Genomic DNA, 26,935 nt, shown 5'->3' with positions numbered 1-26,935 from the left:
CAGGCGGGGCGGTCGCGCCGCCGCCTGCCCTTTGTTACAGGCCCAGCGCCTTGCGGCGTTCCTCGGCAAAGCCCTGCACCATACGGTCTGCAATCAGCGCAAGTATGGCCATGGCCGCGCCTGCCGAGATGCCAAGCCCCACATCTGCTTGACCCAGTGCCAGATAGATAGATTGGCCAAGACCGGTGGTGCCGATCAGCGCCGCGATCACCAGCATCGCAAAGGCATACAGGATGGTCTGGTTCAGCCCCAGCAGGATGGTCGGCGCGGCATAGGGCGCGCGGACATCGCGCATGATCTGCCACTCGGTCGCGCCGCTGGAAATGGCGGCCTCCATCATCTCGGCTGGGGTGTTGACCAAGCCGTGCCGCGTGTAGCGGATCATCGGCACGATCGCATAAGCGCAGATCGCCAGAAAGGCAGAGAACTCACCGATCTGAAACACCATCAGCACCGGGATCAGGAACACGAACAGAGGGATCGTCTGCAGCATGTCACAGATCGGACGCACGATTTTCCAAACGGGTTCCCAAACCGCGCTGGCCAGACCGATCAGCCCGCCGACCACGGCACAGGAAAACACCGCCGCACCGCTGAGGTAAAGCGACAGCAAGGCGCGCTCCCAAAGGCCCGAAACAAGGATGGTGCAAAGCAGCCCCACGGACAGCGCCGCCAGTCGCCAGCCCCCCGCCACATAGCTGAGGGCAGCGGCACCGGTTAGGACAAAGGGCCATGGCAGGTTCGCAATGCCGGTTTCCAACATGCCGATCAGGATCAGCACAACCAGCCCTCCGGTCAGGTGCCCACGCCACGCCATCAGCGCAGCGATGACAGCAGCCGCAGCGAACAGGCCGTAGCTCATGCCCGGTGTCCACTGAAAGCCCCATGTGAACGGCAGCACCGCTTGGTCGAGACCAATCCGCAGTGGCAGCAGCACATAGAACAGCGAGTTGTTCTTGAGCGCATCCAGCCAAGGGCCGTTGGCCTGAGTGAAGGTGGTCAAGCCACTGTCGATGGCCCCGGCTAGCGGGTCCAGCAGGGTGAGTTCAGAGGGGTTCGGCAGCCACAGCCAGAAGGCCGCAGTGAACAGCACAGTAAAGCCCAGAACCGCCCAGACGACTCGCTGGTCATAGCGTTTGCGCTCGGTGGCCAGCGTTCCGCTCATCCGGTCAATGACGACGGCAAACACCACGATAACCAGACCGGCCATCAAGGATTCGCCGAACTGCGCCTTGCGCATGGTCAGCAGAACCTCCCAGCCGATATCGTTGAAGCCACCGATCACGGCCGCGATGATCACCATCGACAAGGCCGCCATCAGGCATTGGTTCACACCGACCATGATCTGCGTTGCCGCTGCCGGGATTTCCACCTGAAACAGCTGCTGGAACCGTGTGCCACCGGACATGATGGCGGCCTCTTTGATCTCGGGCTCGACCCGTTCCAAGCCCAACATCACGTTGCGCGCCATGGGCGGTGCCGCGTAGATGGCCGACGCGATCAAACCCACCACCGGGCCAAAACCAAAGAGCAGCAGCAAAGGCGTCAGATAAGCGAAGGTCGGCACGGTCTGCATGACGTCCAGCACGGCTTGAACAAAGTTTTTCACGCGGGGGATCTCATTGGCCAGAATGCCGATCCCTCCACCCACAACCAGCGCCACGGGAACCGAAACGGCCACCAGCGCCAGAGTGTTCATGCTTTCAGCCCAATAGCCCGAGGCCAGCACGAAGCTGAGGCCAAAGAACCCCAGCGCAGCCATTGGCAGCCCGCCCAGATACCAGCCCAGCGCGGTGACAAGCCCGATCAGGATTGGCCATGGCGTGTTCGCAAGTACGAAATTGGCCGCGTCCATCGGATAGGTCATCAGGTCGGAAAACAACCGCATCGCCGGTTTGATGCCGTTCAGGAACCAGTCCAGGAAGGCTCCGACCCACTGCGTCGCCGGCAACTCCCAAGCGGCGGGCCATTTGACCAACCACGGGGCAATGCCCTCAAGCGCCAAACACAGCGCGCCGACGATAACGGTGATCAGTGCCGCTTTGGCCCCGATCGTCAGGCGTGCCTGCGCAGGGATGTCCGTGATCACCGTCATGTCTCATCCACCTGCAGCGCTGCAGCCAGATCGGACGGGTGAACCGTACCGACGATATTGCCCGCGTCATCCCGCACGGGCACGGGTTCATACAGCTCCATACAATGCGCCAATGCGGCGTCCAGGGTCATGCTGGTCGTCAAGCCGGGATCATCCGGGCCACGCTCGGAGTCGTCGCGCATGACTGAGGCGACCTTGGCGTGCTGGCCCTTGGCGACGTCTTTCGAGAATTCGCGCACGTAGTCATCGACCGGGCGCAGCACGATATCGGTGGGCGTGCCGATCTGCACGATCTTGCCATCGCGCATGATCGCGATGCGGTCGGCCAGTTTCAGCGCCTCTTGGATATCGTGAGTGATAAAGACGATGGATTTCTTCAACGTCGCCTGTATGCGCAGGAATTCGTCCTGCAACTGACGACGGATCAGGGGATCGAGGGCCGAGAACGGCTCATCCAAAAACCAAATGTCGGGGTTCACGGCAAGACTGCGGGCGATGCCCACACGTTGCCTCTGACCGCCCGATAGCTGCCGTGGGAAGCTGTCTTCGCGCCCCTCAAGACCGACCAATGAGATCACCTCTTGCGCGCGGGCCAGACGTTCCTTTTTACCGACGCCCTGAACGCGCAGCGGATAGGCCACGTTTTCGGCGACGGTCATATGGGGGAAAAGACCAAAATGCTGGAACACCATGCCCAGCTTCTTACGGCGCAGGTCGGTCAGTACCTTTTTGGAGGCTCCAATGACGTTCTCGCCATCCACGCGGATTTCACCGCCCGTACCGGGTAGCAGTTGCGAGATGCATCGGATCAGCGTCGATTTGCCCGAGCCCGACAGGCCCATGATAACGAAAAGCTCGCCCTCTTTGACCTCGAAATTGGCATCCTGCACGGCGGGGATGAACCCGCGTTCGCGCAAGTCTGTGGCGGCTTTGTCGGCGTCATTCCCTGACCGAGACAGCGCGTCGGTCAGGGCCTTGTCTGCACCGGGGCCAAAGACCTGCCAGAGATTCTGGCAGGCAATGGCTGGTGTTTGTGCGTCAGTCACTTAGGCAGGCTCACTGAGTTGCCGCGTCAACAACCGGACGCCACTTGCCTTCGTTTTCTGCCATCCATGCGGCGACGACTTCCTCGACCTTACCGCCGTCGACGTCAATCGCGCCCATCATCGGCTGCTGATCTTCGACTGCCAACTGATAGTTGGTCAGAATTTCATAAGCTGCGGGCCACTTGTCTTCCATGCCGCTCCAGCTGGCCTTGAAGATACGCGAGGGCGAGAAGTCACAATCATTCACCGCGTTGGGGTTCGGACCCCATGCGGGATCGTTGAAACAGGCTTCTTCACCGGCAGGCAGCTCAACGAATTGCACGTCATAGGCGGACATCGCCCAATGCGGTTGCCAGAAGGTGATCAGCAACGGCGATTTCCGCTCGGTCGAGGCACGCAGTTCGGCAATCAAAGCGCCTTCCGACCCGGCAGGAACAGCTTTGAACGGCAGTTCCAAACCGGTCATGCGGTCAGCACCCGGCGTACCCCAATCAGCCGGATAGTCTACCAGACGGCCACCAGGCAGTGTTTCTGCCGTCGCAAAGACCTGCGCGCAGTCTTTTAGAGCTTCCCATGCAGGCAAACCGGGGCACAAATCTGCCACATGAGCAGGATATGCGATGCCTTCCTTGGCATCCAGACCCAGATCACCGATCTCAACCACGGTGCCTTCGGAGACTTTCTTGGCGTATTCATCCGATACGTTCGAAGACCAGATCTCTAGCGTTGCGTCGATATCGCCATCGGCCAGCGCCTGGAACTGGTTCATCATGCCCGCGGTAACGTATTCAACGTTATAGCCTGCAGCTTTCAGCATCTCGCCGGCCACATGCGTCGTCACGTGCTGACCGGTCCATTCGTTGATGGCCAGTTTGATCGGCTCATCCACGGCGCCCATATCGGCGGCATAGGCCGATCCGGCGACGGTCATGGCCAAAAGGCTTACACTCAGTTTCTTCATCGACATTCTCCCTGTCTTCTTTGTGTTCGTCCGGCCGCACCTGAAAACGGGCCAGAGCGTTTGATTCACGACATTGCCATGCCGCAACATGCACAAAATCAGCCGGAAAAGGGAAGCGAACAGTTGGGCCCGGCGCGGAAATCACGCGTAAGGTCCATCTGCCTGTCCCCCCTGCTGATACGTGCAGGATACCCTCGCCCTTCCTGTCTATCACACTTTTTCGAGCCGGATATTGATTGATCAGTCAATCACAAACCCAATCCAAACACTTTGTCGAGTATTTCTTTTGCTCAAACGCAACTTTTTTGCCTTTGCCCGTTTTCACACTGCGTTTGTGAGGGCTTGAAACCCATCCATCAAAGCGCGACCTTTGAGTCGGAGGACCCTGATGCGCCATTTCGACGAACTCTTTCAAATCGCCGCAGACCGTCATGGCGGCGCGCACGCCCTGGGCGGAAAACTCACCAAGCCCAAGCCGTTGGAGGAACTGAAAGCGACGGCCGAAGACCGCTGGCTTGCAGTGATCACCAAGTGTATCTTTCAAGCCGGGTTTAACTGGAAAGTCATTGAAAACAAATGGGGCGGGTTCGAGACCGCCTTTGACGGGTTCGACGTGGGCAGATGCGCCTTCATGGATGATGAGAAATTCGACGCCCTGCTGACCGACACCCGAATCGTCCGAAACGGCACCAAAATCGCAACCGTCCGGGACAACGCGGCGTTTCTGCTGGAACTTCGGCAGGAAGGCGGAGCCGGGCATGTGCTTGGGGGGTGGCCCTCGACGGATTATGTGGGGTTGCTTGCGATGTTGGCCAAACGGGGATCGCGGTTGGGCGGGGCCTCGGCACAATATGCGATGCGATTTGCCGGGCGGGACAGTTTCATCCTGTCGCAGGACGTCACTGCGCGCCTGATTGCCGAAGGGGTGATCGACAAATCACCCACCTCGAAGAAAGCGATGGCAGCAGTGCAAGAGGCTTTTAACACATGGATGGATCAATCAGGCCGGTCGCTGACCGAAATCAGCCGCGTATTGGCAATGAGCGTTTGAAAACAGATTACAGAGCAGAAGCTGAGGACTAAGCTGCGAACATGTTGCGCCTTATTTTGATGACGTCTGCATTATTTTTGACCTCATGCGGTCGTCCTTTGACCGATCAGGAGGTCGCATTCGCCAGCGCCATTCAGGGCGATACGCTGGATGTGGGCACAGTCCGTCTGGTCAAAGGGGCACCGGTTGCCCCGATCACCTTTTACCGCAAGGAACGTCCGCGATTGGCATGTCGCGAGCGTATCCTGCCCCCGCAGGAAGAAGGCGTGGTGACGGCAAAACCGGCCGCCGTAGCCCTGTTCAACAAGGTTTATTTCACACAGGATTGGTATCTTGAGGACTACATGTCCGATTTCCCCGAAGAGATGAACCTGATCGCTGCCATGCTTCTGGCGCATGAACTGACCCATGTCTGGCAGTGGCAGAACCGCAAGACCACGGGCTACCATCCCCTGCGCGCAGCGGCGGAACATGGCGGCAACAAAGACCCCTACCTATTCGATCTGGCGACCTCGTCCGATTTCCTGTCCTACGGGTTCGAACAGCAAGGTGCCATTGTCGAGGAATATGTCTGCTGCCGCGCCTTGGACCCAACTGCGCCCCGCACCGAGCGACTGCATGAAATGCTGGGCGCGCATTTCGATCTGGCCCCTCTGCCCAGTGAGCGGGCCGAGCGGGCGGTTGTCATCCCGTGGTCCGAGGCCAAAATCGAAGGAATATGCCGCTAGGCTCAGTTGCCCTGCAATGTCTCAAGATAGGCCACAAGATCCACGATCGGTTGGCTTGTCAGGATCGGCTGCCCCTGTGGCGTTTTCATCGAGGTGTCCTGCCCGTCGAAATACGGCCCATAGACCGGCATCGGGCTGCCATGGCTGACCAGCGGGTCGCGCCCGTCGATCCGTGAAACGACACGAGCGACCGGGAACGTGCCATCATCGCTGGCAAGTCTTGTCAGGTCTGCGGGTTGAATAACTAAAACTCCGGCCATCGGACCATGCCCGGTGGCATCGATCCCGTGACATGTTGCGCAATAATGCTGGTAGAGCTTTGCGCCCTCTTCGACATCCTGCGCACCGGCCTGCGACGCCATCATCCCGGCCGCAACGAAAACACCCCCAACTATCGCTCTGATCATCGCATCCTCCTGTCCCGATTGACATTTGCAGGCTTGCCCGAGGCGCGGCTTGGCGCAATGATCCAGATCAACGCAACCAAAGGATACGGGCCATGACACAATATGCAGTCATCATGTTGGCCGCCGGGGTCGGAGTGCCCATTCTAGCCGCGCTCAACGCGGCTTTGGGCAAGATGATCGGCTCACCCACCACTGCGGCGGTGGTTCTATTTGCCATCGCCTTTGCGGCCTCAGCAGCGGGCATGGTGGTTTTTCCCGGCTTTGGGGCCGTGTCCAAAATCGCCGAAGCCCCGAAACACCTGCTACTGGCCGGTGTGCTAATCGCCTTCTACGTCCTGTCGATCACCCATGTCGCCCCGCATTTTGGCGTGGGCAACGCAGTGTTCTTCGTGCTGATCGGGCAGTTGATCAGCGCCGCCGCCATTGACCATTTCGGCCTGTTCGGTGCCCAGGTCACGCCGCTGACATGGATCCGCGCAGGCGGCATCGCTGTGATGGCCGCCGGGGTGGCGATCACGCAACTGGCTTGAGAATGCCCCCATCCAACCGCAGCTTGCGATCCATCCGCGCGGCCAGATCCATATTGTGCGTGGCGATCAGGGCCGAGAGCCCCTCGTCCCGCACCAATGCCATCAGCGCATCGAACACCTGATCCGAGGTCTCGGGGTCCAGATTGCCCGTCGGTTCATCCGCCAACAACACGCGCGGCGCGTTGGCCAGCGCGCGGCAAAAGGCGACCCGCTGTTGCTCGCCGCCAGACAGGGCTGCGGGGCGGTGATCCGCGCGCGCGGCAACACCGACGCGATCCAGCAGCGCCATCGCCCTGTCCTGTGCGGCTTTCTCGGAGACACCATTGGCCAGTTGCGGCAGGGTGATGTTCTCCAGCGCTGTGAACTCGGGCAGCAGATGGTGGAACTGATAGACAAAGCCCACATCCTGCCGCCGCAGCGCGGTGCGGGTGCGGTCGCCTTTGCCTGCGATGCTCTGCCCCGCGATCTCAACGGTGCCGCTGTCGGGCGTATCCAGCAGACCGGCAATATGCAGCAGCGTCGACTTGCCCGCCCCAGAGGGCGCCACCAGTGCCACCGCCTCGCCCGCGCGTAGGTCCAGATCGACGCCGCGCAGCACCTGCACCTCGCCCGGTGTGCCTTGCAGATAGGTTTTGGTCAGGCCGTTCAGCCGCAATGTCACATCACTCATAGCGCAGCGCCTCAACCGGGTTCAGCCGCGCCGCGCGACGGGCCGGGAAATAGGTGACAAAGAAGGACAGGCCCAGCGACAGCCCGACCGCCTTGAGCACATCGGACAGGTGCAATTCAGCAGGCAACGCATAGATGCCCCGGATCGACGGATCCCAGACCCCGCCGCCCATGACAAAATTCACAAAGCTGAAGATCGGGTCAATATAGATCGCAAACAGGCAACCCAGCACCACACCCATCGTGGTGCCGATAATGCCTGTAAATGACCCGCAAATGAAGAATACGCGCAAGACCGAGCCTTCGCTGAGGCCAATGGTGCGTAGGATGCCGATATCTCGCCCCTTGTTCTTGACCAGCATGATCAGACCCGAGACGATGTTCATCGCCGCAATCAGTACAAGGATCGACAGGATGATGAACATCACATTGTCCTCGACCTCAAGCGCGCGCAGGAACCCGCCCGAGGCGTCCTGCCAGGTCCATATCTGACTGCGTTCGCCTGCTGCTTCCAGGATGGGGATCAGAATGGGTGTCAGATTCTCGGGATCATCCACCATAACCTCGATCTCATCGGCCACGCCTTCACGGTTAAAGAAGGTCTGCGCCTGTTCGAACGGCATGTAGACACGGGTGCGGTCGATGTCATAGCGCCCGGCTGAAAACACATAAACCACCCGATAGGCGCTGACGCGGGGCGAAGTGCCAAAGGCCGTTTTTACCCCATTGGGCGAGGTCAGCTTGACTGTGTCCCCTACTGTTGCGCCGATACTGCGCGCCACGCCTGAGCCGATGGCGATGACGAATTCCTCGTTCTGGAATTCCGACAGATCCCCCACCGCCTGATCGCTTTCAGCGATGCCCGGCAGGTCCAACAAGTCGTCCGGCTGTATCCCAAAAACTTCTACACCGCTGCTGCGGTCGCGATTGGTGATCAGCACTTGCCCCTTGACCAAAGGTGCCGCCCGTTGAACGCCCGGCACTTGCCCGATCCTGTCAGCCACCTGATCGAAGTTTTCAATGGTCCGATCTACGCGCCCCTGCGCATCAAAATTCCCAGCCGAATAAACAGTCACATGCGCGTTGGCACCCAGAATGGTGCCGACAAACTCGGCACGGAAACCCGATCGAACAGCCAACGTGGCGATCAGAGCGAACACGGCCAAGGTGATCCCGATCAGCGAGATCCAGGTCATCACGCTGACGCCCCCCTCGGCGCGGCGCGCGCGTAGGTATCGCCAGGCGATTTTCCATTCAAAAGGTGCAAAGGGCGGGGGTGTCTTGGCCATGCCTGCTCCGGTGTTTTTGTTGGACGTGACCCTTTCGGCATTTGGCCGAATGGTCAAGCCGCGCGTTATCCCGACAGGGCTGCGGTTTGCTGCAAAACGGCCTTGGCCCGGCTCCGGTCACAAATGCCGCGCGCCTCAAGCTCGTGAAAGACACGGTCGCGCAAATCCTGGGGCAGGTTCGCGATGGCACGGTTGTGCAACCCAAGCGTCAAACTCCGCGGGTCATCCAGCCGTCCCAGCAACTGCGTTAACACCTCGGTCGAATAGGTGGGCCAGAGCCCGATGGCTGTGGACTCGGCCTCTTCGAACCAGGGCGGGTATCCGTCGGGGGATTTCAGGCAAAACGCGTTCATCAGCATGAACTCTGACGGCCGCCTGTGCGACGCGAACAAGGCCTGAACCGAGCCGTAGCGCGCGTTGATTTCATCCAGCAGAGACAGGGCAAGTGACCGGCGCACCGGGTACGGCGTGGCAAAGGTCGTCGTCTTAGTCTTCCCAGGATCAGGCCGAGACGCATCAAGGGCATCCAGACTTTGCAGCAGCCAGTTCCGGTGAAAATCGCTTTCAATGTCTATGAACGGGATGCGCGCCGCGCCGCCGGGCGCAAAGAACTCTGCCTCATCAAACTGGCGCAGAAACAGGTTCTTGGTGTCCAGAATTACCATATTCTCGGACGCCGCGACCCGCGCCGCGCCCAGTTTCAGAACCTGTTGATTGCGGTAGCCATTGTTGCCACGCCAACCGCCCTTGCGGATCAGCGGAATGCGAAAGCGGTTCTCGATCAGCACACGATCAAGCACCGGGCGTCGCGCACAATGACCCTCCCCCAGTAGAACATCGTCTCCACTGAGGACGCGTACCTTGTCTTGCAGCGCTCCGTAGGCAGGCAGGATCGGCTCGATCTGCTGCCGCAACGTATCTTCATCAACGTCGTTCATGATCACATGGATCGACCCGATCTGCGCCGGATCAACAAACCGGGCGAAGGATCGCGCCTGAAGTTCCAGCAGAGGGAAGTCCTTGGAATATACGACCGTCGCGAAACTCAGCACCAGGTGGACCCTTTCAAGGTTTTCGCCCCTCTATCAGCAATCCCGTTTGGTTCCAACCAACCCAACGCCCGAATCAGCTCTGCCTGCTGAAGGGCTCGATCAATCAGAGCGCAAGTGGACATCCGTCAGACACACCAAGGGTTGTGACGCCGTTCACAGACATCGCGCAACTGTTTCAGCTATGTAGTCAATGCTAGGTTTGCGTGATCGACTGAACTCAAAATGCAACATATCGCGCGGAACAAAATTTCGATTTTTGATTATTTTGCGAAACTTTGTCACCCTGACTGTGGGGGAATACATTTGTAGGAGCGGGGGTCGCTCATGAGTATTCGACTAAACAAAGAAGAAGCGGGCGTCATTTCAGCCCGGCAGGCATCAACAGAACTGGATTGTGAAACGGCCGCATTGCTGAGGGCCGCGATCCGACCTTTATTTGCAAGTGCTGCAAGTTGGAACAGCCTCACCGATATTCTGAAAGACAAGGGGTATCAACTGGCCTTCCGACAGGGTCGGCTGTGTGTCACCGAGATCGCCACGGCAAAACGGATTTGCGGGCTGCGGTTTCTGGGGTTGGAGTTTCGCGATCTGGTGCAACGGATGGGACGCCCCATCGTTGTTGCCCGCGACAGTGAAACCGGAGACCTGCTAGCCGCCCGACCTTCGGTGAACGGCGCTTAGAAGCTGCGCCAGAACTGGACTGAACGCCGCGTGGTCTTCCACAGGCTGTGGCGCGCCGCCGCTTTGATACCGGCGCATGTTCCCGGTTCGATCAAGCGCCCAAGGACCAGTTTCGCGGGCATGTGGCCGCGATGGTAGAACCGGCAGAAATCTTCCTCAGTCAAGTCACGCGCGGCTTTACGCCCGTCGTAATACTTCATCCAAACCCGCGCATAATCTCGGGCCGTCACACCCGTGTCACTGCTGGCCCCACGCCCCCAAAACATCGAGATCGGCTCATCCATCCGTTCGCCCCGATACCCGGCCGTGATCATGCGCAGCATCAGGTCATAGTCGGCCGCCACGCGGAATTGCGGATCATGGCCGCCCAGCGCCGCAAACACGTCGCGCCGGATCAGGACTGAGTTATGGCAGAACGGCATCCGTTGCAGGATCGCAGTCAGCGACATGCGCTTTTCGCGGCTTTCTGTCCCATCCTCGAACCGACGTAGGGTAGACCCGTACAGGAAGTCGGGCCGGGTCGCGGTCAAACGGTCAGCGACTGTGTTCAGGATGTCATCCGAAGCGAGCGAGTCATCCGAGTTCAGGAACAGCAAATACTGGCCGCGCGCGGCCCCTGCCCCCTTGTTCATCGCGTCATAGAGGTTGCGGTCCGGTTCGCTGATCATGCGGGTTCGCTGCGCGTCTGCAGTGACATCCTGCAGAAAGGCAACTGTGCCGTCGGTCGAGGCCCCGTCCTGAATGACATGTTCGGCCCGCCCACATTTCTGGCGAGCCATACAGGTGATCACTTCGCGAAAGCTATCCTGCCGCCCTTGGGACAGCAGGTTATGCGTCGCCGTGATGACCGAGATCAGCGGCGCGTCGGTGTCAGCCGATTTGCTCATAGATCTCGGCGATCTTGGTGACGGCGGCCTCGGGGCTGAGTTCCTCGCTCTCGCCCGAGCGGCGGCAGGTCAGTTCAACCACACCGTTTTTCAACCCGCGCGGGCCAACGGTGATGCGCCATGGCAGACCGATCAGGTCCATGGTGGCGAACTTGCCCCCGGCCCGTTCGTTGCGGTCATCATAGAGCGGCTCCAGCCCCAGCGCGGTCAGCGCACCGTAGAGCTTGTCACAGGCCGCATCTGCCTCTTCATCGCCCTGCTTCAGGTTCACGATGCCGCAATGGAACGGGGTTACGCCTTCGGGCCAGATAATGCCCTTATCGTCATGGCTGGCTTCTATGATGGCGCCGATCAGGCGGCTGACGCCGATGCCGTGGCTGCCCATATGCACGGGCGTCGGCTTGCCATCGGGGCCTTGGACAGTTGCGCCCATCGCCTCGGAATATTTGGTACCGAAATAGAAGATCTGCCCCACTTCGATCCCGCGCGCCACGCGGCGACGATCCTCGGGCACTTGATTGAACAGCGCCTCGTCATGAGTTTCATCGGTGCGGGCATATCTCGAAGTAAACTCCTCGAGGATCGCCTGACATTGCGCGCGGTCGTCATAGTCGATCTGACGGTCGCCAAAGCTCAGGTCGGTGACGGCGCTGTCATAGAAGACCTCGGATTCACCCGTATCGGCCAGCACAAGGAATTCATGCGTGTCATCGCCACCGATGGGGCCGGAATCGGCGCGCATCGGGATGGCTTGCAGGCCCATACGCTCATAGGTGCGCAGGTAGCTGACCAGATGGCGGTTATAAGCGTGCAGCGCCTCCTCTTTGGTCAGGTCGAAATTGTATCCGTCCTTCATGTAGAACTCACGCCCCCGCATAACGCCGAAACGCGGGCGGATTTCGTCGCGGAACTTCCACTGGATCTGGTACAGGGTCAGCGGCAGGTCTTTGTAGCTGTTGACGTGGCCGCGGAAGATATCGGTTACCAGTTCCTCAGCCGTGGGCGTGAACAGCATATCCCGGTCATGCCGGTCCTTCATCCGCAGCATTTCCTGACCGTAGTCATCATAGCGCCCGGATTCGCGCCACAGGTCCGCCGATTGGATGATCGGCATCTGGATCGCAATGTGGCCCGCGCGCGCCTGCTCTTCATGGATGATGTTTTCCAGCTTGCGCAGCACTTTGAAGCCCATCGGCAGCCACGAGTAAATCCCGGCGGATGCCTGTTTGATCATGCCCGCGCGCAGCATCAGCCGGTGGCTGACGATCTGGGCCTCAGACGGGTTTTCCTTGAGAACGGGCAGAAAGTAACGGCTCAGGCGCATGGGAGGACCTTCAAAGGTGAAAATTTCGCTGCAAGGTGATTATGCCAAAGCCTCGCCGGGGGCAATCACGCAATGGCGTTTTTGCGACCCCCGGCCCGTCGCATTTTTTATTGACCCGCCAGTCAGGAACCTCAAGTGTAACAGGAATGTAAAACCATGAGGCTTCGATGCAGACAATCTCGGAACCCGCCCGTCAAATTCCTGTTGTTCACCAGACAGATGTTCTGGTCGTGGGCTCTGGCCCCGCCGGGCTGGCCGCCGCTTTGGCCGCCGCACGCGCCGGGGCCGAGGTGTCACTGGTCGATCGCTTCGGCTGTATGGGTGGCAACATCACCGCCGTGGGGGTCGAAGGGTTCGCCTGGTATCGCCATGAACAAACGGTCGAGGCAGGCGGCATCGGGATGGAGTTCGAGACCCGCGCCAAAGAGATGGGCGCGGCGGTGCCCGAAAGCCAATCGCTCAGCTATGAGTTGGACAGCGAAGGGTTCAAGCTGGTGGCCGACAAGCTGGTCGAAGAGGTCGGCGTGCATCCCATGCTGCACCGTCAGTTCGTGGCCCCGATCATGGACGGCAACCGGATCACCGGCATCATCACCGAATCCAAAGCGGGTCGCGAGGCGATTCTGGCCCGCGTAGTGATCGACGCCACCGGCGACGCCGATGTCGCCCACCGCGCCGGTGCGCCCACCCACAAAACCGCGCGCGAGGATATGATGGCGGCCTCGGTCATGTTCCATCTGGCCGGTGTCGACAAGCGCGCCTTTATGGAAGGCGTCAAGGCCGATCCGCAGACCTACAAGGACTGGGGCGGCGGCGGTGAATGGAACATCGAGACCTCAGGCAAAGAGGACGACATGTTCTCGCCCTTCGTTCACAAACCCTTCCAACAGGCGATAGATGCAGGGATGATCCCGCCGCACCTGAACACCATCGCTGGCACGTGGGGCGCGATGCATGACACTGGTGAGCTGACTTATATGAACCTCATCCATCTGGCCGAAATCGACGGAACAGATCCCGACAGCCTAACACAGGGCGAGATCGAGGGCCGTCGTCAATCGATGCTGGCCATCGAGGCACTGCGGCGCTTCATGCCCGGGTGCGAAAACGCGCGGCTGCGGAATTTCGGCATGACCATTGGCATCCGCGACACCCGCAAGATCGACGCGATTTACAACATGACCGAGGATGACGCCCGACATCAGGGCCGGTTCGAGGATACGATCGGCATCTACCCCGAGTTCATCGACGGCTATGGCATCCTGATCCTGCCGACTACCGGGCGTTACATGCAGGTGCCCTATCGTTCGATGTTGCCCAAAGGGATCAAGGGCTTGCTGGTCGCGGGTCGTTCCCATGGCGCAGACAAGGTGGCCCATGCGGCCACGCGCAACATGGCGTGCTGTGCTGTGATGGGACAGGGCGCGGGCATCGCCGCTGCGCTATCGTTAAAAAGCAATCAGGAGGTCGACACGATGAACCTCGCCCCCGTCCACAAAGAACTCGACCGTCAGGGCGTGCGGATTCACTGATGCAGCATATCCCGACCATCGACATTTCGCCTCTGCGTGACCCTGCGCACCCGGACTATGCCCGAACCGTTCAGCAAATCATGGACGCCTGCACTGGGATCGGCTTTCTGTCGATCACCGGCACCGGCATTTCCCCCGATACGGTAGACGCCGTGCGCGCCTGCGTGCGCGATATCTTTGCGGTCGAGGAAAGCACCAAATGGGATCAGGCCATCACGCGCGAGAATTATCGTGGATACATCCCCATGGGATTCTTCACCCCCAATGACGGATCAGGCAATGCCGACAAATACGAAGGCTACAAGCTACACTATGACGTGGCCCCCGATGCACCGATCCGGCAGGACTGCGCACTTTATGGCCCTAACCTCTGGCCAAAGGGCGTGGATAGCGCGCGCGACACGATACTTGGCTATTGGTCGAAACTGGATGCGGTGGCCGATCATCTGCTGGGCGCGCTAGAGGTCGGCCTGTCCCTGCCTGCGTGCGCTCTTCGCGATACCTTTGTCGATCCAATGACCAACATGACTCTGCTGCATTACCCGCCGCAGGCTCCGGATGAAGGCGGCTATGGCATCCACCCGCACAAGGACACCGACGCGCTGACCATCATCGCCCCAGACCCAGTTGGAGGGCTAGAGGTTCAGAACCGCGAAGGTGGCTGGATCACGCCGGACTGCCCGCCGGGCGGGTTTGTCGTGAATATCGGTGACATGCTGGAACTATGGTCCGGTGGGCGCTTGAAATCCACGCCACACCGGGTCGTGAACCGATCTGGACAAGAACGGTACTCGTTTCCCTATTTCGCGGTGCCACGCCATAACGTTGTTGTCTCGCCCTTGTTGGAGCCGCAACCCGGTTTTGACCGCCCGGCTGTTCACTGCGGTCACTGGTCGGCCGAAATATGGCGAACCAACTGGCCCGATGAAATTGCGGATGAGGCGACGCCGGAACTGGGAACGTTGCAAGACTGACAGGCTGAAAATATCCCTTGCATGAAGCACTTGCATCACCGTGCTGCATACGCCAAGAACGATGGCAAGCGCCGCAAAAAGGGGACAGCCATGGCTTTGCCGGTGAAGGATCAGCTTAGGTATTGGGGCATCGCCGCAGCCGTATTTGTGCTGATGTTATGGGCCCTTGGCGATGACTTGCTTCCATTTGTGATCGGCGGGGCCATTGCCTATTTCCTTGATCCGGTCGCCGACCGTCTTGAAAACTTTGGCCTGTCCCGGATGGCCGCCACCGGGCTTATCACCGTGGTTGGCATTTTGGGTTTTGTCCTGCTGATCCTGATGGTGGTTCCTGCGCTAGTGACGCAGCTGATTGATCTGATCGAGTTCATGCCAAGCCTCGTCAAACAGCTGCGCGGCTTTGTCGAACAAAAATTCCCTTCCCTCCTTGATACCCAATCCAGTTCGCATCAGTTCCTGGTGTCGCTGGGTGAAACGTTGCAATCCAAAACCGGGGATGTTCTTCAATCCGTCGCCGCCTCGCTCGGGTCGGCGATCAACGTCGTTGTCCTGCTGGTGATCGTGCCCGTTGTGGCCGTCTACCTTCTGCTGGACTGGGATCGCATGATCGCCCGGATCGGAGAGCTGCTGCCCCGTGACCACGCCCCGACCATCAAACGGCTGGCGGGTGAAATCGACGATGTTCTGGCCTCATTTGTGCGCGGCATGGGCACGGTCTGCCTGATATTGGGCACCTACTACGCGGTCGCGCTGATGGCTGTCGGTCTGCAGTTCGGACTAATCGTTGGGTTCATCGCCGGGCTGGTTACGTTCATCCCCTATCTGGGCGCCCTGATCGGAGGATCGCTGGCCATCGGTCTGGCGCTGTTCCAGTTCTGGGGCGATTGGGCGCATATCGCGCTTGTCGCGGGTATTTTTGCGGTCGGTCAGGTGACCGAGGGCAATTTCCTGACTCCAAAGCTGGTCGGCAGCTCGGTCGGGCTGCATCCGGTCTGGCTGTTGTTGGCCCTGTCAGTGTTTGGAGCGCTGTTTGGCTTTGTCGGAATGCTGGTGGCAGTTCCGGTCGCAGCGGCGCTGGGGGTTCTTGCACGGTTCTGCACCTCGGTCTATCTGGACAGCCGACTGTATACCGGCCTGGAAGGCTTGAACCAGAAAGACGACTGAATGGCTCGCCAACTGAACTTCGATCTTCCAGCCAAAACTGCGCTGGGGCGCGAGGATTTTTTCGTCTCGCCCGCAAACGCGCTGGCGGTCGCCATGATCTCGGCAACGTCCTGGCCGGGTAACAAGCTGGTCCTGAGCGGCCCCGCCGGTTCAGGCAAGACGCATCTGGCCCATGTTTGGGCGGCGGAAACCGGCGGGCGTATTCTGCATGCCACCGATCTGCGCCACGAAGATGTTCCCGCACTGGCCCAAACTCCGATTGCCATCGAAGATGTGCCGATGATCGCCGACGATGCCGAACGACAAAAAACGCTGTTTCACCTGCACAACCTGACTTTGGCCGAGGGTAATGCCCTGCTTATGACCGGGCGTCTGGCTCCGAAATTCTGGGAACTGCCCCTGCCCGATCTGCAAAGCAGGATCGAAGGCGCGCATCACGTTTCGCTGGACCCGCCCGATGATGCCTTACTGGGCGCGGTACTGGCCAAACTATTCGTGGACCGGCAGTTGAACCCCGGCCCCGAGGTGATCTCGTACCTCGTCAAACATATGGACCGTCGGTTTGAAACAGCTGCCGACGTGGTCGCCCAGCTTGATATGCTGGCCCTGACCGAGAAACGCGACATTACCCGCGCGTTGGCTGTGCGGGTTCTCAATTCGGACCCCGCCGAAGTCGCATCCGGCGATTGACCCGCAACGAACGATTTCGCATTCTAAGCACGGAATATCTGGAAGAGACATGGATCAGACCGTCGAGACCGACATCCCCGACTGGGGGCCTTTCGGAAAGCCGCTGTTCGACAACCCCGAGGCCCGCGCTCTGTCGCGCGTCGGCGTTGTTGATGTCGGGTCGAACTCGGTCCGGATGGTGATCTTTGACGGCGCGGCGCGCTCGCCCGCCTATTTCTACAACGAAAAAGTCATGTGTGAGCTGGGCGCAGGTCTGTCCGAGACCGGGCGGCTCAATCCGCGCGGACGAGAGCGCGCCCTGGCCGCCCTGCGCCGCTTTGCCCAACTGGCAGATGATCTGGGTCTGCCCGGCCTGCACGTAGTCGCCACCGCCGCCGTGCGCGAAGCCAAGGATGGCCCAGCCTTCTGCAAGGACGTCCATGCCGAGACCGGCCTGATCGTCTCGGTCATCGATGGCGGGGAAGAGGCGCGCCTGTCTGCCCAAGGCGTCCTGCTAGGCTGGCCCGGTGCCTATGGGTTGATCTGCGACATCGGCGGGTCCTCGATGGAACTGGCCGAAATCGGGGAGGGAGACGTAGGCCGCCGCCTGACATCAGCCCTTGGTCCGCTGAAACTGCGCGATATCAAAGGTGGTCGCCGGGCACGCAAGGCGCATATCAAGGAAACGATGGAGGACCTGCGCGACCGGCTTGGTCCGCAGCGGGATCGTTTGTTTCTGGTCGGCGGCAGTTGGCGGGCCTTTGCACGTCTGGACATGTTGCGTCGGGGCTATCCCCTGAACGTTTTGCATGAATACCGCATGACCACCAAGCAGGTACATGAAACGATCAAGTTCATCGAAAAAAGCGACCCCGAAAAACTGCGCAACCGCGCCGGCGTCTCAAGCTCGCGCATGGCGCTGATCCCTTACGCGATGGACGTGCTCGCGCGGTTGCTGCGCACCTTCAAGCCAAAGGATATTGCGATCTCAAGCTACGGTATCCGCGAGGGACTACTGTACGAACAGATGCCTCAAATTCTGCGCGACCGTGATCCGCTGATCGAAGCCAGCCGGTTTTCCGAGGCCAAGGATGCGCGCCTGCCCGGTTTCGGCAAGCACCTGTTCGACTTCGTGATGCCCCTGTTCAAATCTGCCCCGCCAGCGCGGGTGCGGCTAATCAAGGCGGCCTGTCTGCTGCATGACGTTAGCTGGCGCGCCCATCCCGACTACCGGGCGGAGACCTGCTTCGACTATGTCACCCGCGCCAATCTGGGCGGGCTGAAACACTCGGAACGGGTATTTATCGGGCTGGCTTTGCAGCACCGCTATCGCAACAAGCGCGAGGACACCCGCTTTGCGCCGCTATACGAGTTGCTGGACGAAAACGGCCAGAAACAGGCCGAGATTCTGGGCAAAGCCATGCGCTTTGGTGCAATGTTGTGGATGCAGAATGACGCTACCATGGGCAAGCTGCGCTTTTACCCCAAGAAACGCCAGCTTGAGCTGTTCCTGCCCGAAACTGCTGCCGCCTTGTTCAGCGAAGTGGCCGAGGCGCGGCTGAATTCTCTGGCAACTGCGTTGAAATCCGAAACCCGGATCGTGCTTAAAGGCTGAACCTCAGATATCAATCTCACCTTCGGGTGCCTCGGGTGGCGTCTGCGGCGCAACTTCCGGGGGTTCCGGTTTTTTGCGGATGATGATGTCCCCATTGGGCAGGATTTCAGGCACCTCATAGGCGCTCCAATCCTCAATCTCGGCAGCCAGATCGGCCAAAGCCGGACCCATTTCGGCCATAAAGGACTGCATTGCCGGTCCAAACTGGTCGGCCAGCCCTAGCAATTCATCCAACGCCGGTTCCATTTCCTTCCGCAATCCCTCAAAGAACAATTCAGCGCCCTGCTCCATCAGTGATGGGCCGGGCTCGTCCTCGGCAAGAACAGGCGTGCTGAGCGCCGTGGAAATTGCGCAGATCGTGATGAAATGTCTCATGGTGAGAATATAAGGCGAAAATACCGCGCATGTAAGGTCACAGGTCGATATCCAACGTGACCGGAAAGTGGTCAGAGGCCGTAAGAAGCGCGTCGTGTAACTCCTTTGCGGCCAAACATGCCGGGTCATGGAACGGATGCCAAATCCGCCAGCGCGGGTTGAGCGCCCGCAAACCATCGCAGATCATGATGTAGTCCAGCAGGGCCTCAAGATAGCCGCCATCGGCCGGACGCGCGAAACGGGCCGTTGACGGTGGCGTGTCTGTGTGGCTCGAAACCGCATGGGGATCGAACAATCCCGTTTGCACCAGAATCTCGACCGAGGATCGCCCGAATAGGTTTTCGAATTCGTCCAGTCCCGGCCCGTCGTTGAGATCGCCCAACAGAATGACCGGCTCATTCGCCTCAAGATGCGCCCGAACGCGCCGCGACAGCCACACTGCCTGCGCCAGCTGTTTGCGCCGGTTGGCAATCGATATGCGGATCGCTTCGTCCCGGCTACTTGCTCCGTGGGGGGCTTTGGACTTGAGATGCGCGCCAATAAGGCGAAAACTGGCTCCATCGGACGTCGTCACCGCAAGCTCCATCGGCGGTTTTGAGAACTCGACAAGGTCTTCGGTGGCGTCAATGTCGAGATCAATTCGGAACGCCCCATCAAAACGAGGAGCATCATTTGACCCGGTCCCTTTTGGGTCATGACGAACCGTCAGCACCGCAGGATCATAGAGCAGCGCCAGTTCCTGATGCGTATCGTTGGCAAATCCCATCACCGCATGGCTGGTGCGTAGATTAAACGCCTCTGCAAACCCTTGCAGGGCGCGCACGCTGTTCTGAGTTTTGCCGGTATTTGGCGCCTCGACAATCAACATCGCATCCGCGTCGACCGCAGTCAGGACCTTAGCGATGGCTTCGACCTGTTGAGCTTTGGTAATATTTTGCCTGCCAGACCAACTGTCATCAACAATCAGCCTGTCCTTGCGGTCAAACAGATTGGCGAACCATTCGATATTGTAGGTCGCCAGCCGCATCGCGGTCAGGCTCGCGCGCCGTTGATCTCATCCCAGGCGCGGTTGATGTCGATCATCTTTTTCTCCGCCAACCGGATCGCCTCTTCCGGGACACCGCGCGCCATCATTGCATCGGGATGTGTTTCGCGCACCAATTGACGCCAAATCTTGCGGATATCTGGCAAAGGCATATCCCGAGGCACCCCCAGCACCGTGTAAGGGTCATTCGGCGCATCCGGCACAAACCGCGCGCGCAGGGCCAGAAACTGAGCTTCGGTCTGGCCGAAAATCCGGCTGACCTCCTCCAGGAACTCGTTTTCGTTGGGGTGATAGAACCCGTCGGCCATGGCGATGTGAAACAGTCCCTCCATCAGGTCGCAGAAGGTGGTGCTGTCATCGGCGAACATCCCGGCGATCTTGCGGGCGTATTCCTGATAGCCGGCAACATCGGTCCGGGCCATGTCGAAAACGCGGGCCGCGTCGGCTTCGTCCTCGCGTGCGATTTGAAAGACGTCGCGAAAGGCCGTGACCTCATCCCGCGTTACCTGACCATCAGCCTTGGCCATCTTGGCCCCGAGCGCGATAACAGCGATCGTAAACGCGACCGAACGCTCTGGCGGCGTGCGCAGCTTTTCGAAAACAGCCGTCAAGCTTTCGCCTTGGGCAAGCGCGCTGAGCGCGTCGGATATGCGGGTCCAGATTGACATGAGGGCACCCTACCCTCTGAATTCGCCCGTGTCAGGTGCGACCATTCACTGCGGTGTCAGAATTTTCTGCATCAGCACAAGATCCAGTCGTTTTCCCCATTTGAAACCCACCTCGGGCATCCGACCGGTCTCGGCGAACCCCATCGCCGTATGGAATGCAATCGCATCAGGATTGGCCGAGGAAATCCCCGCGACCAGAACATGCACCTGTTCTGCCGTTGCCACCTTTTCCAAGGCATTCATCAGCGCGCGCCCGACACCCTGCCCGCGCGCGGCAGAGGTCAGTTGAATGGAATGCTCGCGGCACTGCGCGTATCCGGGACCGGACCGAAACGGAGCGTAAGTGGCAAAACCCAGCACCTTGTCGTGTTGCTCGGCCACCAGGAAAGCAGGGCCACGCGCGGAGATATCATCTGTGATGCTCTCGACGTTCCTTTGATCTGTTGTGAAGGTGATCAAAGTGTCTCGGATGATCGCATTGGTGATGTCAGCGATGGCCGGTGCGTCCAAAACCTGCGCCGGGCGAATGATCATTCCAGCACGCGCAGGCCATGCGGCGTCTCAAACTCGGCCCTCAGCGCGCCGGGGCCGGTATCGAACACCACGTGATCCATTTGGCCCACCAGCTTTGCCAGTTCCAACCCTTCGGGATGCGTGACCACCAGCCGCCTTAGCTGACAACCGCTATGTTGCAACATCCGGGCTGGGTGCAGGTCTCCCTGCCACTGGATAAGCGCAGGAAACAGATTGTCGAACGGCAAACGCCCGCTGGGCGGAACCGCCATCTGCCACCGCAGGGCGCCTCGGGCCAGATCAATGGGTTGCCCGACACCATCGGGGAACATATCCAGCGCCGCTGCGATATTGGGGACGCGGCAAATCCAGTTGGACAGGCGCGGAGTTCCCTGAAACCGGTCCAGATCGAACCAACGTGTACGTTCAAGGTTGGGAGCATCGGGATCGATAGCGATTGCTTCCAGATACAGCCCGTCGGCCAAGCCTAGTAGCCGGTTATGCGTTCCGAACGCCTCGTGTTTGCCACCTTCCTGCAAGGCGACGCCAAGCGCCTGTTCAATATGGGCCGTGGCCTCTTCCAAATTCTCGCCCGCCACGGCCAGATGATCCAGTTGCATTGGTGCCCCCTGCTAGAAAGTCTTCGTCGAAGACTTTCTAGCATAAGATTTTTCGACGAAGAATCTCAGACTATGCACGGGTATCGCCGATCAGACTCAAGATGTCTTGCGCCGCCTCGGGGATATTCGTGCCCGGGCCAAAGATCGCCTTAACACCGTTGTCATAGAGGAATTGATAGTCCTGCTGCGGGATCACGCCGCCACAAATAACGATGATGTCCTCAGCCCCGGCTTTCTTCAGTTCCTCGACCAGTTGCGGTGCAAGCGTCTTATGCCCTGCCGCCTGCGACGAGATACCGACCACATGAACGTCATTGTCCACCGCGTCCTGCGCAGCTTCGGCCGGCGTCTGGAACAGAGGACCCACATCCACGTCAAACCCGATGTCGGCAAAAGCGGTTGCGATCACTTTGGCTCCCCGGTCGTGCCCGTCCTGCCCCATCTTGACCACCAGCAAACGCGGACGGCGGCCTTCGGCCTCGGCAAAATCTTCGATGGATTTTTGAATGGCGGCGAAGCCTTCATCACCTTCATAGGCCGCGCCATAGACACCGGCCAGCGTTTTCACCTCGGCGCGGTGGCGACCGAATTCTTTCTCCATAGCCATACTGATCTCTCCTACGGATGCACGGGCGCGGGCGGCCTCAACGGCGGCGGCCAGCAGGTTTCCGCCCTCTTGGGCAGCTTTGGTCAGGGCGTCCAGCGCCTGTTGGCACGCGGCCTCATCGCGCGTGGCCCGGATATTTTCCAAACGCGCCACCTGCGCTTCGCGCACAGCGACGTTGTCAACGTCCAGAATGTCGATCGGGTCTTCCTGCTCCTTGCGGTACTTGTTGACGCCGACGATGACCTCTTCGCCCCGGTCGATCATCGCCTGACGGCGCGCGGCGCTTTCCTCGATCCGCAGCTTGGGCATGCCCGAGGCAACAGCCTTGGTCATGCCGCCCATCTCTTCGACCTCTTCCATCAGGGCCCAGGCTTTTTCGACCAGCTCATTGGTCAGGCTTTCGATATAATATGAGCCCGCCAGAGGATCGACCACATCGGTTACACCGGTCTCTTCCTGCAGCACTAACTGTGTGTTGCGCGCGATGCGGGCTGAGAAATCAGTGGGCAACGCGATTGCCTCGTCCAGCGCGTTGGTGTGCAAGCTTTGCGTTCCACCCAGAACCGCGCTCATCGCCTCATACGCCGTGCGGATCACGTTGTTGTATGGGTCCTGTTCCTGCAGCGAAACGCCAGAGGTCTGACAGTGAGTGCGCAACATCTTGGACCGCTCTGATTTCGCCCCGAAATCGGTCATCACGCGGTGCCACAGGGTGCGGGCAGCGCGCAGTTTTGCGATTTCCATGAAGAAGTTCATACCAATCGCAAAGAAGAACGACAAACGGCCTGCGAACTTGTCGACATCCATCCCGGCTTGCGTCGCCGCACGCACATACTCGCGCCCATCGGCCAGCGTATAGGCCAGCTCTTGCACCAAGTTCGCACCGGCCTCCTGCATGTGGTAGCCCGAGATCGAAATCGAGTTGAACTTGGGCATCTCGTTCGAGGTGTAGTCGATGATATCCGAGATGATCTTCATCGACGGCTCAGGCGGGTAGATATAGGTGTTGCGCACCATGAACTCTTTCAGAATGTCATTCTGAATGGTGCCGGACAGGACGGATTTGTCATGCCCCTGCTCTTCGCCTGCCACGATGAAACTGGCCAGAATCGGAACCACAGCGCCGTTCATGGTCATCGAGACCGAGACCTTGTCCAACGGGATGCCATCGAACAGGATTTTCATGTCCTCGACAGAGTCGATTGCTACACCAGCCTTACCCACATCGCCGACAACACGCGGGTGGTCGCTGTCATAGCCGCGGTGCGTGGCCAGATCGAAGGCCACAGACACGCCCTGCTGCCCGGCGGCCAGATTGCGGCGGTAAAAGGCGTTCGATTCCTCAGCCGTTGAAAACCCGGCATATTGGCGGATCGTCCAGGGGCGCCCCGCATACATCGTGGCCTTCACCCCGCGCGTGAACGGGCCGAACCCCGGCAAATTGCCCATATGCGGCAGATCTGCGGTATCTTCAGCCGTGTAAAGCGGTTTGACGTCGATGCCTTCCAGCGTCTCTTTGGTCAGATCATCCAACGGCCGTCCGCGCAGCTCTTTTTCCGCCAGCGCCTGCCAGTCCTTGGTGTTGGTCATGTCGATTTCCTCTCGTCAATTCGGATCACGGCGGGCTGAGGCCACCGCGGTGTTGTGCTGCACCCTGCCCCGCCAACCCGGTCAAAGCGCGAAATTTTGAGCGATCCGGGCAAATCGCCGGTCGCATTCGTCAAAGCAGCAGCTATATTCAATGGAACAGGAGGCCCCATGACACGCACGCTTGCCCTTGTTTTCTCGGCACTAATCCCGCTGGCTGCGATGGCGGCCGATGGGTCCGCACCTGCGGAAGATGAGTTTGTTCGACCCGCAGGCGACAGCGAACTGTCCGAGTTTCTGTGGGTCAACCGGCCCATCATCGTCTTTGCCGATACCCCCGCCGATCCGCGATTCCAGCAACAGATCGACATGCTGGTCGAAGGCGAAGCCGCGATGCGTGATCGCGATGTGATTGTCATCACCGACACGGACCCGTCTGACCGCTCCCCGATCCGCTCGCAATTGCGCCCGCGCGGGTTCCAGATGGTGTTTGTCGACAAGGACGGCGTGGTAAAACTGCGCAAACCGTCCCCTTGGAGCGTGCGTGAGATTGGCCGATCCATCGACAAAACCCCCCTGCGCGAACGCGAGATTCGCGAACGGCGCGAGGGCGGTTGAGCGCCTTCGCCACGCCCCAAGTTCCCGGCGCAGAACGCCGTGACGTCATAGGGATATGACAATAGCACGCTCATGATCATTCGAACTCGATGATCACATCGTCCACGGCAAGGCTGTCACCAGGGCCCGCGTTGATCTTGGCGACCACGCCTTTTTTCTCGGCGCGCAGAATGTTTTCCATCTTCATCGCCTCGACGGTGCACAGCGCCTGACCTTCCTGTACTTCTTGCCCCACTTCGACGTCGATCTTCACGATCAGGCCGGGCATCGGGCAGAGCAGCATTTTCGAAGTATCTGGCGGCAGTTTCTCGGGCATCAACTTGGCCAGTTCCGCCTGACGCGGACGGCGGATATGCACCTTCAGGTCTGCACCCCGGTTGCGGATACGGAACCCACCCGAAATTTTGCCGACCTTCATGACCAGCGACTCTCCGTCGACATCCAAAACAGCCAGTTGGTCGCCCGGTGTCCAATCCGAGGCAATCCGCAGGCTCGTGCCGTCCGAGAAGGCAACCGTCGCGCCCTCTTTATCCGCTTCGATCCTGACGTCGAACTCCTGACCCTGCAGCGCAACATTCCAATGCGCGCCGACCTTGCGCTCGTGGTTGTCCATACGGCCCGAGACGCGGGTGCGACGAATTTCAGCGACACGGTACATGGCCGCGCAAGACGCTGCGATACGGCGCAGGTCTTTTTCTGGCAGGGTGACGCCTTCAAAACCGTCGGGATATTCTTCGGCGATGAAAGCGGTGGTCATGTCGCCACTGATGAATTTGGGATGATCCATCACCGCTGACAGGAATGGCAGGTTGTGACCAATGCCCTCGACCTCGAAACTGTCGAGCGCCACACGCATCGCCTCGATCGCTTGATCACGAGTCGGGGCCCAGGTGCACAGTTTGGCGATCATCGGGTCGTAATACATGCTGATCTCGCCACCTTCATAGACGCCGGTATCGTTGCGGACAGCGGCGGGTCCTTCAGGCGCGTCGCCTTGCCACTTACCGTTCACCAACATCGGACCAGCCGCAGTTTCCTGTGGTGGGCGATAGCGGGTCAGACGGCCAATCGACGGCAGGAACCCACGATATGGGTCCTCGGCATAAAGGCGGTTTTCAATCGCCCAGCCGGTCAGGGTCACGTCATCTTGGGTAATCGACAGCTTTTCACCTGCCGCCACGCGGATCATCTGTTCGACCAGATCGACGCCGGTGATCAACTCGGTCACAGGGTGTTCCACCTGAAGGCGGGTGTTCATCTCCAGGAAGTAGAAGTTCTTTTCCCCATCCACGATGAACTCGACGGTTCCGGCGCTGGCATAGTTCACGGCCTTGGCCAGCGCGACAGCTTGTTCACCCATCGCCTTACGCGTTTCCGGGTCAAGGAACGGCGACGGAGCTTCTTCCACAACCTTCTGGTTCCGGCGTTGGATCGAGCATTCACGTTCGCCCAAGTAGATACCGTTGCCGTGGCTGTCGCACAGAACCTGAATCTCGATATGCCGCGGCTGGGTCACGAATTTTTCAATGAAAATCCGGTCATCGCCAAAGGAATTCGCGGCCTCGTTCTTGGACGATTGAAAACCCTCACGCGCTTCTTCATCATTCCACGCGATGCGCATGCCTTTGCCGCCGCCCCCAGCGCTGGCCTTGATCATTACTGGATAACCTATGTCGTTGGAAATCTTCACGGCCTCATCGGCGTCCTCGATCAGGCCCATATAACCCGGCACCGTCGACACGCCTGCGTCCTGCGCAATCTTCTTCGAGGTGATCTTGTCGCCCATGCTTTCGATCGCACCCACCGGAGGGCCAACAAAGGCTACGCCCTCGGCCTCAAGCGCCTCGGCGAACTTGGCGTTTTCAGACAGGAAGCCGTAACCGGGGTGCACCGCCTGAGCACCGCTTTGACGGATCGCGTCCATCACCTTGTCAATCACGATATAGGACTGGTTCGCGGGGGGCGGGCCGATATGTACGGCCTCATCCGCCATCGACACATGAAGCGCGTTGCGGTCCGCGTCCGAGTAGATGGCGACGGTGCCAATTCCCATTTTGCGCGCGGTCTTGATGACCCGACATGCGATCTCGCCCCGGTTGGCGATCAGGATCTTGTTGAACATGGAACGTCCTTTGTCTTGATGTTTGAGAAACGCAAAACGCCGCCGCGGGGCATAGACCCCACGACGGCGTTTCGCGCGATGACGGTCGAGGCGACACGCGCCCCGT

26 protein-coding genes are annotated in these 26,935 nt (G+C 59.7%); 10 read left to right on the top strand and 16 right to left on the bottom strand.

Going from position 1 to position 26,935, the window contains the following annotated elements:
* Positions 1–34: 34 nt before the first annotated feature.
* Genes ACR3E7_RS02010 through ACR3E7_RS02000 form a run of 3 tightly spaced genes read right to left on the bottom strand, consistent with a single transcriptional unit; the run spans position 35 to position 4,102 of the window.
* Positions 35–2,095 carry an ABC transporter permease gene (locus ACR3E7_RS02010; RefSeq protein ID WP_480503188.1) on the bottom strand — a complete coding sequence of 687 codons (2,061 nt, stop codon included), beginning with the start codon at positions 2,093–2,095 and terminating at the stop codon, positions 35–37.
* Positions 2,092–3,141 carry a quaternary amine ABC transporter ATP-binding protein gene (locus tag ACR3E7_RS02005; protein WP_480503189.1) on the bottom strand — a complete coding sequence of 350 codons (1,050 nt, stop codon included), beginning with the start codon at positions 3,139–3,141 and terminating at the stop codon, positions 2,092–2,094. Before ACR3E7_RS02005 ends, ACR3E7_RS02010 begins: the two co-directional genes overlap by 4 nt.
* Positions 3,142–3,151: 10 nt before the next feature.
* Positions 3,152–4,102, bottom strand: a complete 951-nt coding sequence (locus ACR3E7_RS02000) for an ABC transporter substrate-binding protein (RefSeq protein WP_480503190.1) — start codon at positions 4,100–4,102, stop codon at positions 3,152–3,154.
* 388 nt (positions 4,103–4,490) lie between these two features.
* Here ACR3E7_RS02000 and ACR3E7_RS01995 point away from each other — a divergent pair, with 388 nt between their 5' ends.
* Positions 4,491–5,153 (top strand): DNA-3-methyladenine glycosylase I, encoded by a 663-nt coding sequence (locus ACR3E7_RS01995; RefSeq protein ID WP_480503192.1) that lies wholly within the window; start codon positions 4,491–4,493, stop codon positions 5,151–5,153.
* A 41-nt stretch (positions 5,154–5,194) separates the two neighbouring features.
* Positions 5,195–5,881, top strand: a complete 687-nt coding sequence (locus ACR3E7_RS01990) for a hypothetical protein (protein WP_480503193.1) — start codon at positions 5,195–5,197, stop codon at positions 5,879–5,881.
* 2 nt (positions 5,882–5,883) lie between these two features.
* Here the strand turns inward: ACR3E7_RS01990 and ACR3E7_RS01985 are convergent, their stop codons facing one another.
* Positions 5,884–6,288, bottom strand: a complete 405-nt coding sequence (locus ACR3E7_RS01985; protein ID WP_480503194.1) for a c-type cytochrome — start codon at positions 6,286–6,288, stop codon at positions 5,884–5,886.
* Between the two features lie 92 nt (positions 6,289–6,380).
* On the opposite strand from ACR3E7_RS01985, the gene ACR3E7_RS01980 reads away from it, so the two are divergent.
* Positions 6,381–6,818: a DMT family transporter gene (locus ACR3E7_RS01980; protein ID WP_480503195.1), complete on the top strand. Its 438-nt coding sequence runs from the start codon at positions 6,381–6,383 to the stop codon at positions 6,816–6,818.
* Here ACR3E7_RS01980 and ACR3E7_RS01975 read toward each other — a convergent pair.
* From ACR3E7_RS01975 to ACR3E7_RS01965, 3 genes are all read right to left on the bottom strand, one after another.
* Positions 6,802–7,488: an ABC transporter ATP-binding protein gene (locus ACR3E7_RS01975; RefSeq protein ID WP_480503196.1), complete on the bottom strand. Its 687-nt coding sequence runs from the start codon at positions 7,486–7,488 to the stop codon at positions 6,802–6,804. The two genes, ACR3E7_RS01980 and ACR3E7_RS01975, sit on opposite strands and share 17 nt — an antisense overlap.
* Positions 7,481–8,776, bottom strand: a complete 1,296-nt coding sequence (locus ACR3E7_RS01970) for a lipoprotein-releasing ABC transporter permease subunit (RefSeq protein ID WP_480503197.1) — start codon at positions 8,774–8,776, stop codon at positions 7,481–7,483. The genes ACR3E7_RS01975 and ACR3E7_RS01970 overlap by 8 nt, the downstream gene beginning before the upstream one ends.
* A 65-nt stretch (positions 8,777–8,841) precedes the next feature.
* Positions 8,842–9,828 (bottom strand): DUF6492 family protein, encoded by a 987-nt coding sequence (locus ACR3E7_RS01965; protein WP_480503198.1) that lies wholly within the window; start codon positions 9,826–9,828, stop codon positions 8,842–8,844.
* A gap of 324 nt (positions 9,829–10,152) precedes the next feature.
* Here ACR3E7_RS01965 and ACR3E7_RS01960 point away from each other — a divergent pair, with 324 nt between their 5' ends.
* Positions 10,153–10,509: a hypothetical protein gene (locus ACR3E7_RS01960; RefSeq protein WP_170769168.1), complete on the top strand. Its 357-nt coding sequence runs from the start codon at positions 10,153–10,155 to the stop codon at positions 10,507–10,509.
* On the opposite strand, the gene ACR3E7_RS01955 is transcribed toward ACR3E7_RS01960, so the two are convergent.
* Both ACR3E7_RS01955 and proS read right to left on the bottom strand, forming a co-directional pair.
* Entirely contained in the window at positions 10,506–11,396 is an 891-nt protein-coding gene (locus tag ACR3E7_RS01955; RefSeq protein ID WP_480503199.1) for a glycosyltransferase family 2 protein, read from the bottom strand. The two genes, ACR3E7_RS01960 and ACR3E7_RS01955, sit on opposite strands and share 4 nt — an antisense overlap.
* Positions 11,380–12,720: a proline--tRNA ligase gene (proS, locus tag ACR3E7_RS01950; RefSeq protein WP_480503200.1), complete on the bottom strand. Its 1,341-nt coding sequence runs from the start codon at positions 12,718–12,720 to the stop codon at positions 11,380–11,382. The genes ACR3E7_RS01955 and proS overlap by 17 nt, the downstream gene beginning before the upstream one ends.
* A 167-nt stretch (positions 12,721–12,887) precedes the next feature.
* On the opposite strand from proS, the gene ACR3E7_RS01945 reads away from it, so the two are divergent.
* From ACR3E7_RS01945 to ACR3E7_RS01925, 5 genes are all read left to right on the top strand, one after another.
* On the top strand, positions 12,888–14,252 hold the full coding sequence (locus ACR3E7_RS01945; protein WP_480503201.1) for an FAD-dependent oxidoreductase: 1,365 nt from the start codon (positions 12,888–12,890) through the stop codon (positions 14,250–14,252).
* Positions 14,252–15,226, top strand: coding sequence for an isopenicillin N synthase family dioxygenase (locus tag ACR3E7_RS01940; RefSeq protein WP_480503203.1), 975 nt, complete (start codon positions 14,252–14,254; stop codon positions 15,224–15,226). The genes ACR3E7_RS01945 and ACR3E7_RS01940 overlap by 1 nt, the downstream gene beginning before the upstream one ends.
* A gap of 90 nt (positions 15,227–15,316) precedes the next feature.
* A complete protein-coding gene (locus ACR3E7_RS01935; RefSeq protein WP_480503204.1) occupies positions 15,317–16,390 on the top strand; it encodes an AI-2E family transporter in 1,074 nt (357 codons plus the stop codon).
* Positions 16,391–17,080: a P-loop NTPase family protein gene (locus ACR3E7_RS01930; RefSeq protein ID WP_170784037.1), complete on the top strand. Its 690-nt coding sequence runs from the start codon at positions 16,391–16,393 to the stop codon at positions 17,078–17,080.
* 49 nt (positions 17,081–17,129) lie between these two features.
* The gene (locus ACR3E7_RS01925; RefSeq protein ID WP_480503205.1) at positions 17,130–18,674 is read left to right on the top strand and encodes a Ppx/GppA family phosphatase; all 1,545 of its coding nucleotides are present in this window, start codon (positions 17,130–17,132) and stop codon (positions 18,672–18,674) included.
* Between the two features lie 3 nt (positions 18,675–18,677).
* Here the strand turns inward: ACR3E7_RS01925 and ACR3E7_RS01920 are convergent, their stop codons facing one another.
* From ACR3E7_RS01920 to scpA, 6 genes are all read right to left on the bottom strand, one after another.
* Positions 18,678–19,049, bottom strand: coding sequence for a hypothetical protein (locus ACR3E7_RS01920; RefSeq protein WP_170788281.1), 372 nt, complete (start codon positions 19,047–19,049; stop codon positions 18,678–18,680).
* A 37-nt stretch (positions 19,050–19,086) separates the two neighbouring features.
* Positions 19,087–20,076, bottom strand: a complete 990-nt coding sequence (locus tag ACR3E7_RS01915) for an endonuclease/exonuclease/phosphatase family protein (RefSeq protein WP_480503206.1) — start codon at positions 20,074–20,076, stop codon at positions 19,087–19,089.
* A gap of 5 nt (positions 20,077–20,081) precedes the next feature.
* Positions 20,082–20,762: a molecular chaperone DjiA gene (locus ACR3E7_RS01910; protein WP_170769158.1), complete on the bottom strand. Its 681-nt coding sequence runs from the start codon at positions 20,760–20,762 to the stop codon at positions 20,082–20,084.
* A 45-nt stretch (positions 20,763–20,807) separates the two neighbouring features.
* Complete coding sequence (locus ACR3E7_RS01905; protein ID WP_480503207.1) at positions 20,808–21,296, bottom strand: N-acetyltransferase family protein; 489 nt, start codon at positions 21,294–21,296, stop codon at positions 20,808–20,810.
* Positions 21,293–21,895, bottom strand: a complete 603-nt coding sequence (locus ACR3E7_RS01900) for a VOC family protein (RefSeq protein WP_480503208.1) — start codon at positions 21,893–21,895, stop codon at positions 21,293–21,295. Before ACR3E7_RS01900 ends, ACR3E7_RS01905 begins: the two co-directional genes overlap by 4 nt.
* Before the next feature lie 70 nt (positions 21,896–21,965).
* The gene (gene scpA / locus ACR3E7_RS01895) at positions 21,966–24,092 is read right to left on the bottom strand and encodes a methylmalonyl-CoA mutase (protein ID WP_170788276.1); all 2,127 of its coding nucleotides are present in this window, start codon (positions 24,090–24,092) and stop codon (positions 21,966–21,968) included.
* 168 nt (positions 24,093–24,260) lie between these two features.
* Here scpA and ACR3E7_RS01890 point away from each other — a divergent pair, with 168 nt between their 5' ends.
* A complete protein-coding gene (locus ACR3E7_RS01890) occupies positions 24,261–24,707 on the top strand; it encodes a DUF4174 domain-containing protein (protein ID WP_170769154.1) in 447 nt (148 codons plus the stop codon).
* A gap of 76 nt (positions 24,708–24,783) precedes the next feature.
* Here ACR3E7_RS01890 and ACR3E7_RS01885 read toward each other — a convergent pair whose 3' ends face one another.
* Positions 24,784–26,829, bottom strand: a complete 2,046-nt coding sequence (locus ACR3E7_RS01885; RefSeq protein WP_480503210.1) for an acetyl-CoA carboxylase biotin carboxylase subunit — start codon at positions 26,827–26,829, stop codon at positions 24,784–24,786.
* Between the last annotated feature and the right edge of the window lie 106 nt (positions 26,830–26,935).

Source organism: Ruegeria sp. BK1, assembly GCF_056535645.1.
Note: the sequence above shows the minus strand (reverse complement) of the source record. Positions and strands in the feature narration are given on the sequence as shown.

Coding starts and splice junctions, on each gene's coding strand:
- ACR3E7_RS02010 (WP_480503188.1), bottom strand. CDS start 2,095: ATGACGGTGATCACGGACATCCCTGCGCAGGCACGCCTGACGATCGGG.
- ACR3E7_RS02000 (WP_480503190.1), bottom strand. CDS start 4,102: ATGAAGAAACTGAGTGTAAGCCTTTTGGCCATGACCGTCGCCGGATCG.
- ACR3E7_RS01995 (WP_480503192.1), top strand. CDS start 4,491: ATGCGCCATTTCGACGAACTCTTTCAAATCGCCGCAGACCGTCATGGC.
- ACR3E7_RS01990 (WP_480503193.1), top strand. CDS start 5,195: ATGTTGCGCCTTATTTTGATGACGTCTGCATTATTTTTGACCTCATGC.
- ACR3E7_RS01985 (WP_480503194.1), bottom strand. CDS start 6,288: ATGATCAGAGCGATAGTTGGGGGTGTTTTCGTTGCGGCCGGGATGATG.
- ACR3E7_RS01980 (WP_480503195.1), top strand. CDS start 6,381: ATGACACAATATGCAGTCATCATGTTGGCCGCCGGGGTCGGAGTGCCC.
- ACR3E7_RS01975 (WP_480503196.1), bottom strand. CDS start 7,488: ATGAGTGATGTGACATTGCGGCTGAACGGCCTGACCAAAACCTATCTG.
- ACR3E7_RS01970 (WP_480503197.1), bottom strand. CDS start 8,776: ATGGCCAAGACACCCCCGCCCTTTGCACCTTTTGAATGGAAAATCGCC.
- ACR3E7_RS01960 (WP_170769168.1), top strand. CDS start 10,153: ATGAGTATTCGACTAAACAAAGAAGAAGCGGGCGTCATTTCAGCCCGG.
- ACR3E7_RS01955 (WP_480503199.1), bottom strand. CDS start 11,396: ATGAGCAAATCGGCTGACACCGACGCGCCGCTGATCTCGGTCATCACG.
- proS (WP_480503200.1), bottom strand. CDS start 12,720: ATGCGCCTGAGCCGTTACTTTCTGCCCGTTCTCAAGGAAAACCCGTCT.
- ACR3E7_RS01945 (WP_480503201.1), top strand. CDS start 12,888: ATGCAGACAATCTCGGAACCCGCCCGTCAAATTCCTGTTGTTCACCAG.
- ACR3E7_RS01940 (WP_480503203.1), top strand. CDS start 14,252: ATGCAGCATATCCCGACCATCGACATTTCGCCTCTGCGTGACCCTGCG.
- ACR3E7_RS01935 (WP_480503204.1), top strand. CDS start 15,317: ATGGCTTTGCCGGTGAAGGATCAGCTTAGGTATTGGGGCATCGCCGCA.
- ACR3E7_RS01930 (WP_170784037.1), top strand. CDS start 16,391: ATGGCTCGCCAACTGAACTTCGATCTTCCAGCCAAAACTGCGCTGGGG.
- ACR3E7_RS01925 (WP_480503205.1), top strand. CDS start 17,130: ATGGATCAGACCGTCGAGACCGACATCCCCGACTGGGGGCCTTTCGGA.
- ACR3E7_RS01920 (WP_170788281.1), bottom strand. CDS start 19,049: ATGAGACATTTCATCACGATCTGCGCAATTTCCACGGCGCTCAGCACG.
- ACR3E7_RS01915 (WP_480503206.1), bottom strand. CDS start 20,076: ATGCGGCTGGCGACCTACAATATCGAATGGTTCGCCAATCTGTTTGAC.
- ACR3E7_RS01910 (WP_170769158.1), bottom strand. CDS start 20,762: ATGTCAATCTGGACCCGCATATCCGACGCGCTCAGCGCGCTTGCCCAA.
- ACR3E7_RS01905 (WP_480503207.1), bottom strand. CDS start 21,296: ATGATCATTCGCCCGGCGCAGGTTTTGGACGCACCGGCCATCGCTGAC.
- ACR3E7_RS01900 (WP_480503208.1), bottom strand. CDS start 21,895: ATGCAACTGGATCATCTGGCCGTGGCGGGCGAGAATTTGGAAGAGGCC.
- scpA (WP_170788276.1), bottom strand. CDS start 24,092: ATGACCAACACCAAGGACTGGCAGGCGCTGGCGGAAAAAGAGCTGCGC.
- ACR3E7_RS01890 (WP_170769154.1), top strand. CDS start 24,261: ATGACACGCACGCTTGCCCTTGTTTTCTCGGCACTAATCCCGCTGGCT.
- ACR3E7_RS01885 (WP_480503210.1), bottom strand. CDS start 26,829: ATGTTCAACAAGATCCTGATCGCCAACCGGGGCGAGATCGCATGTCGG.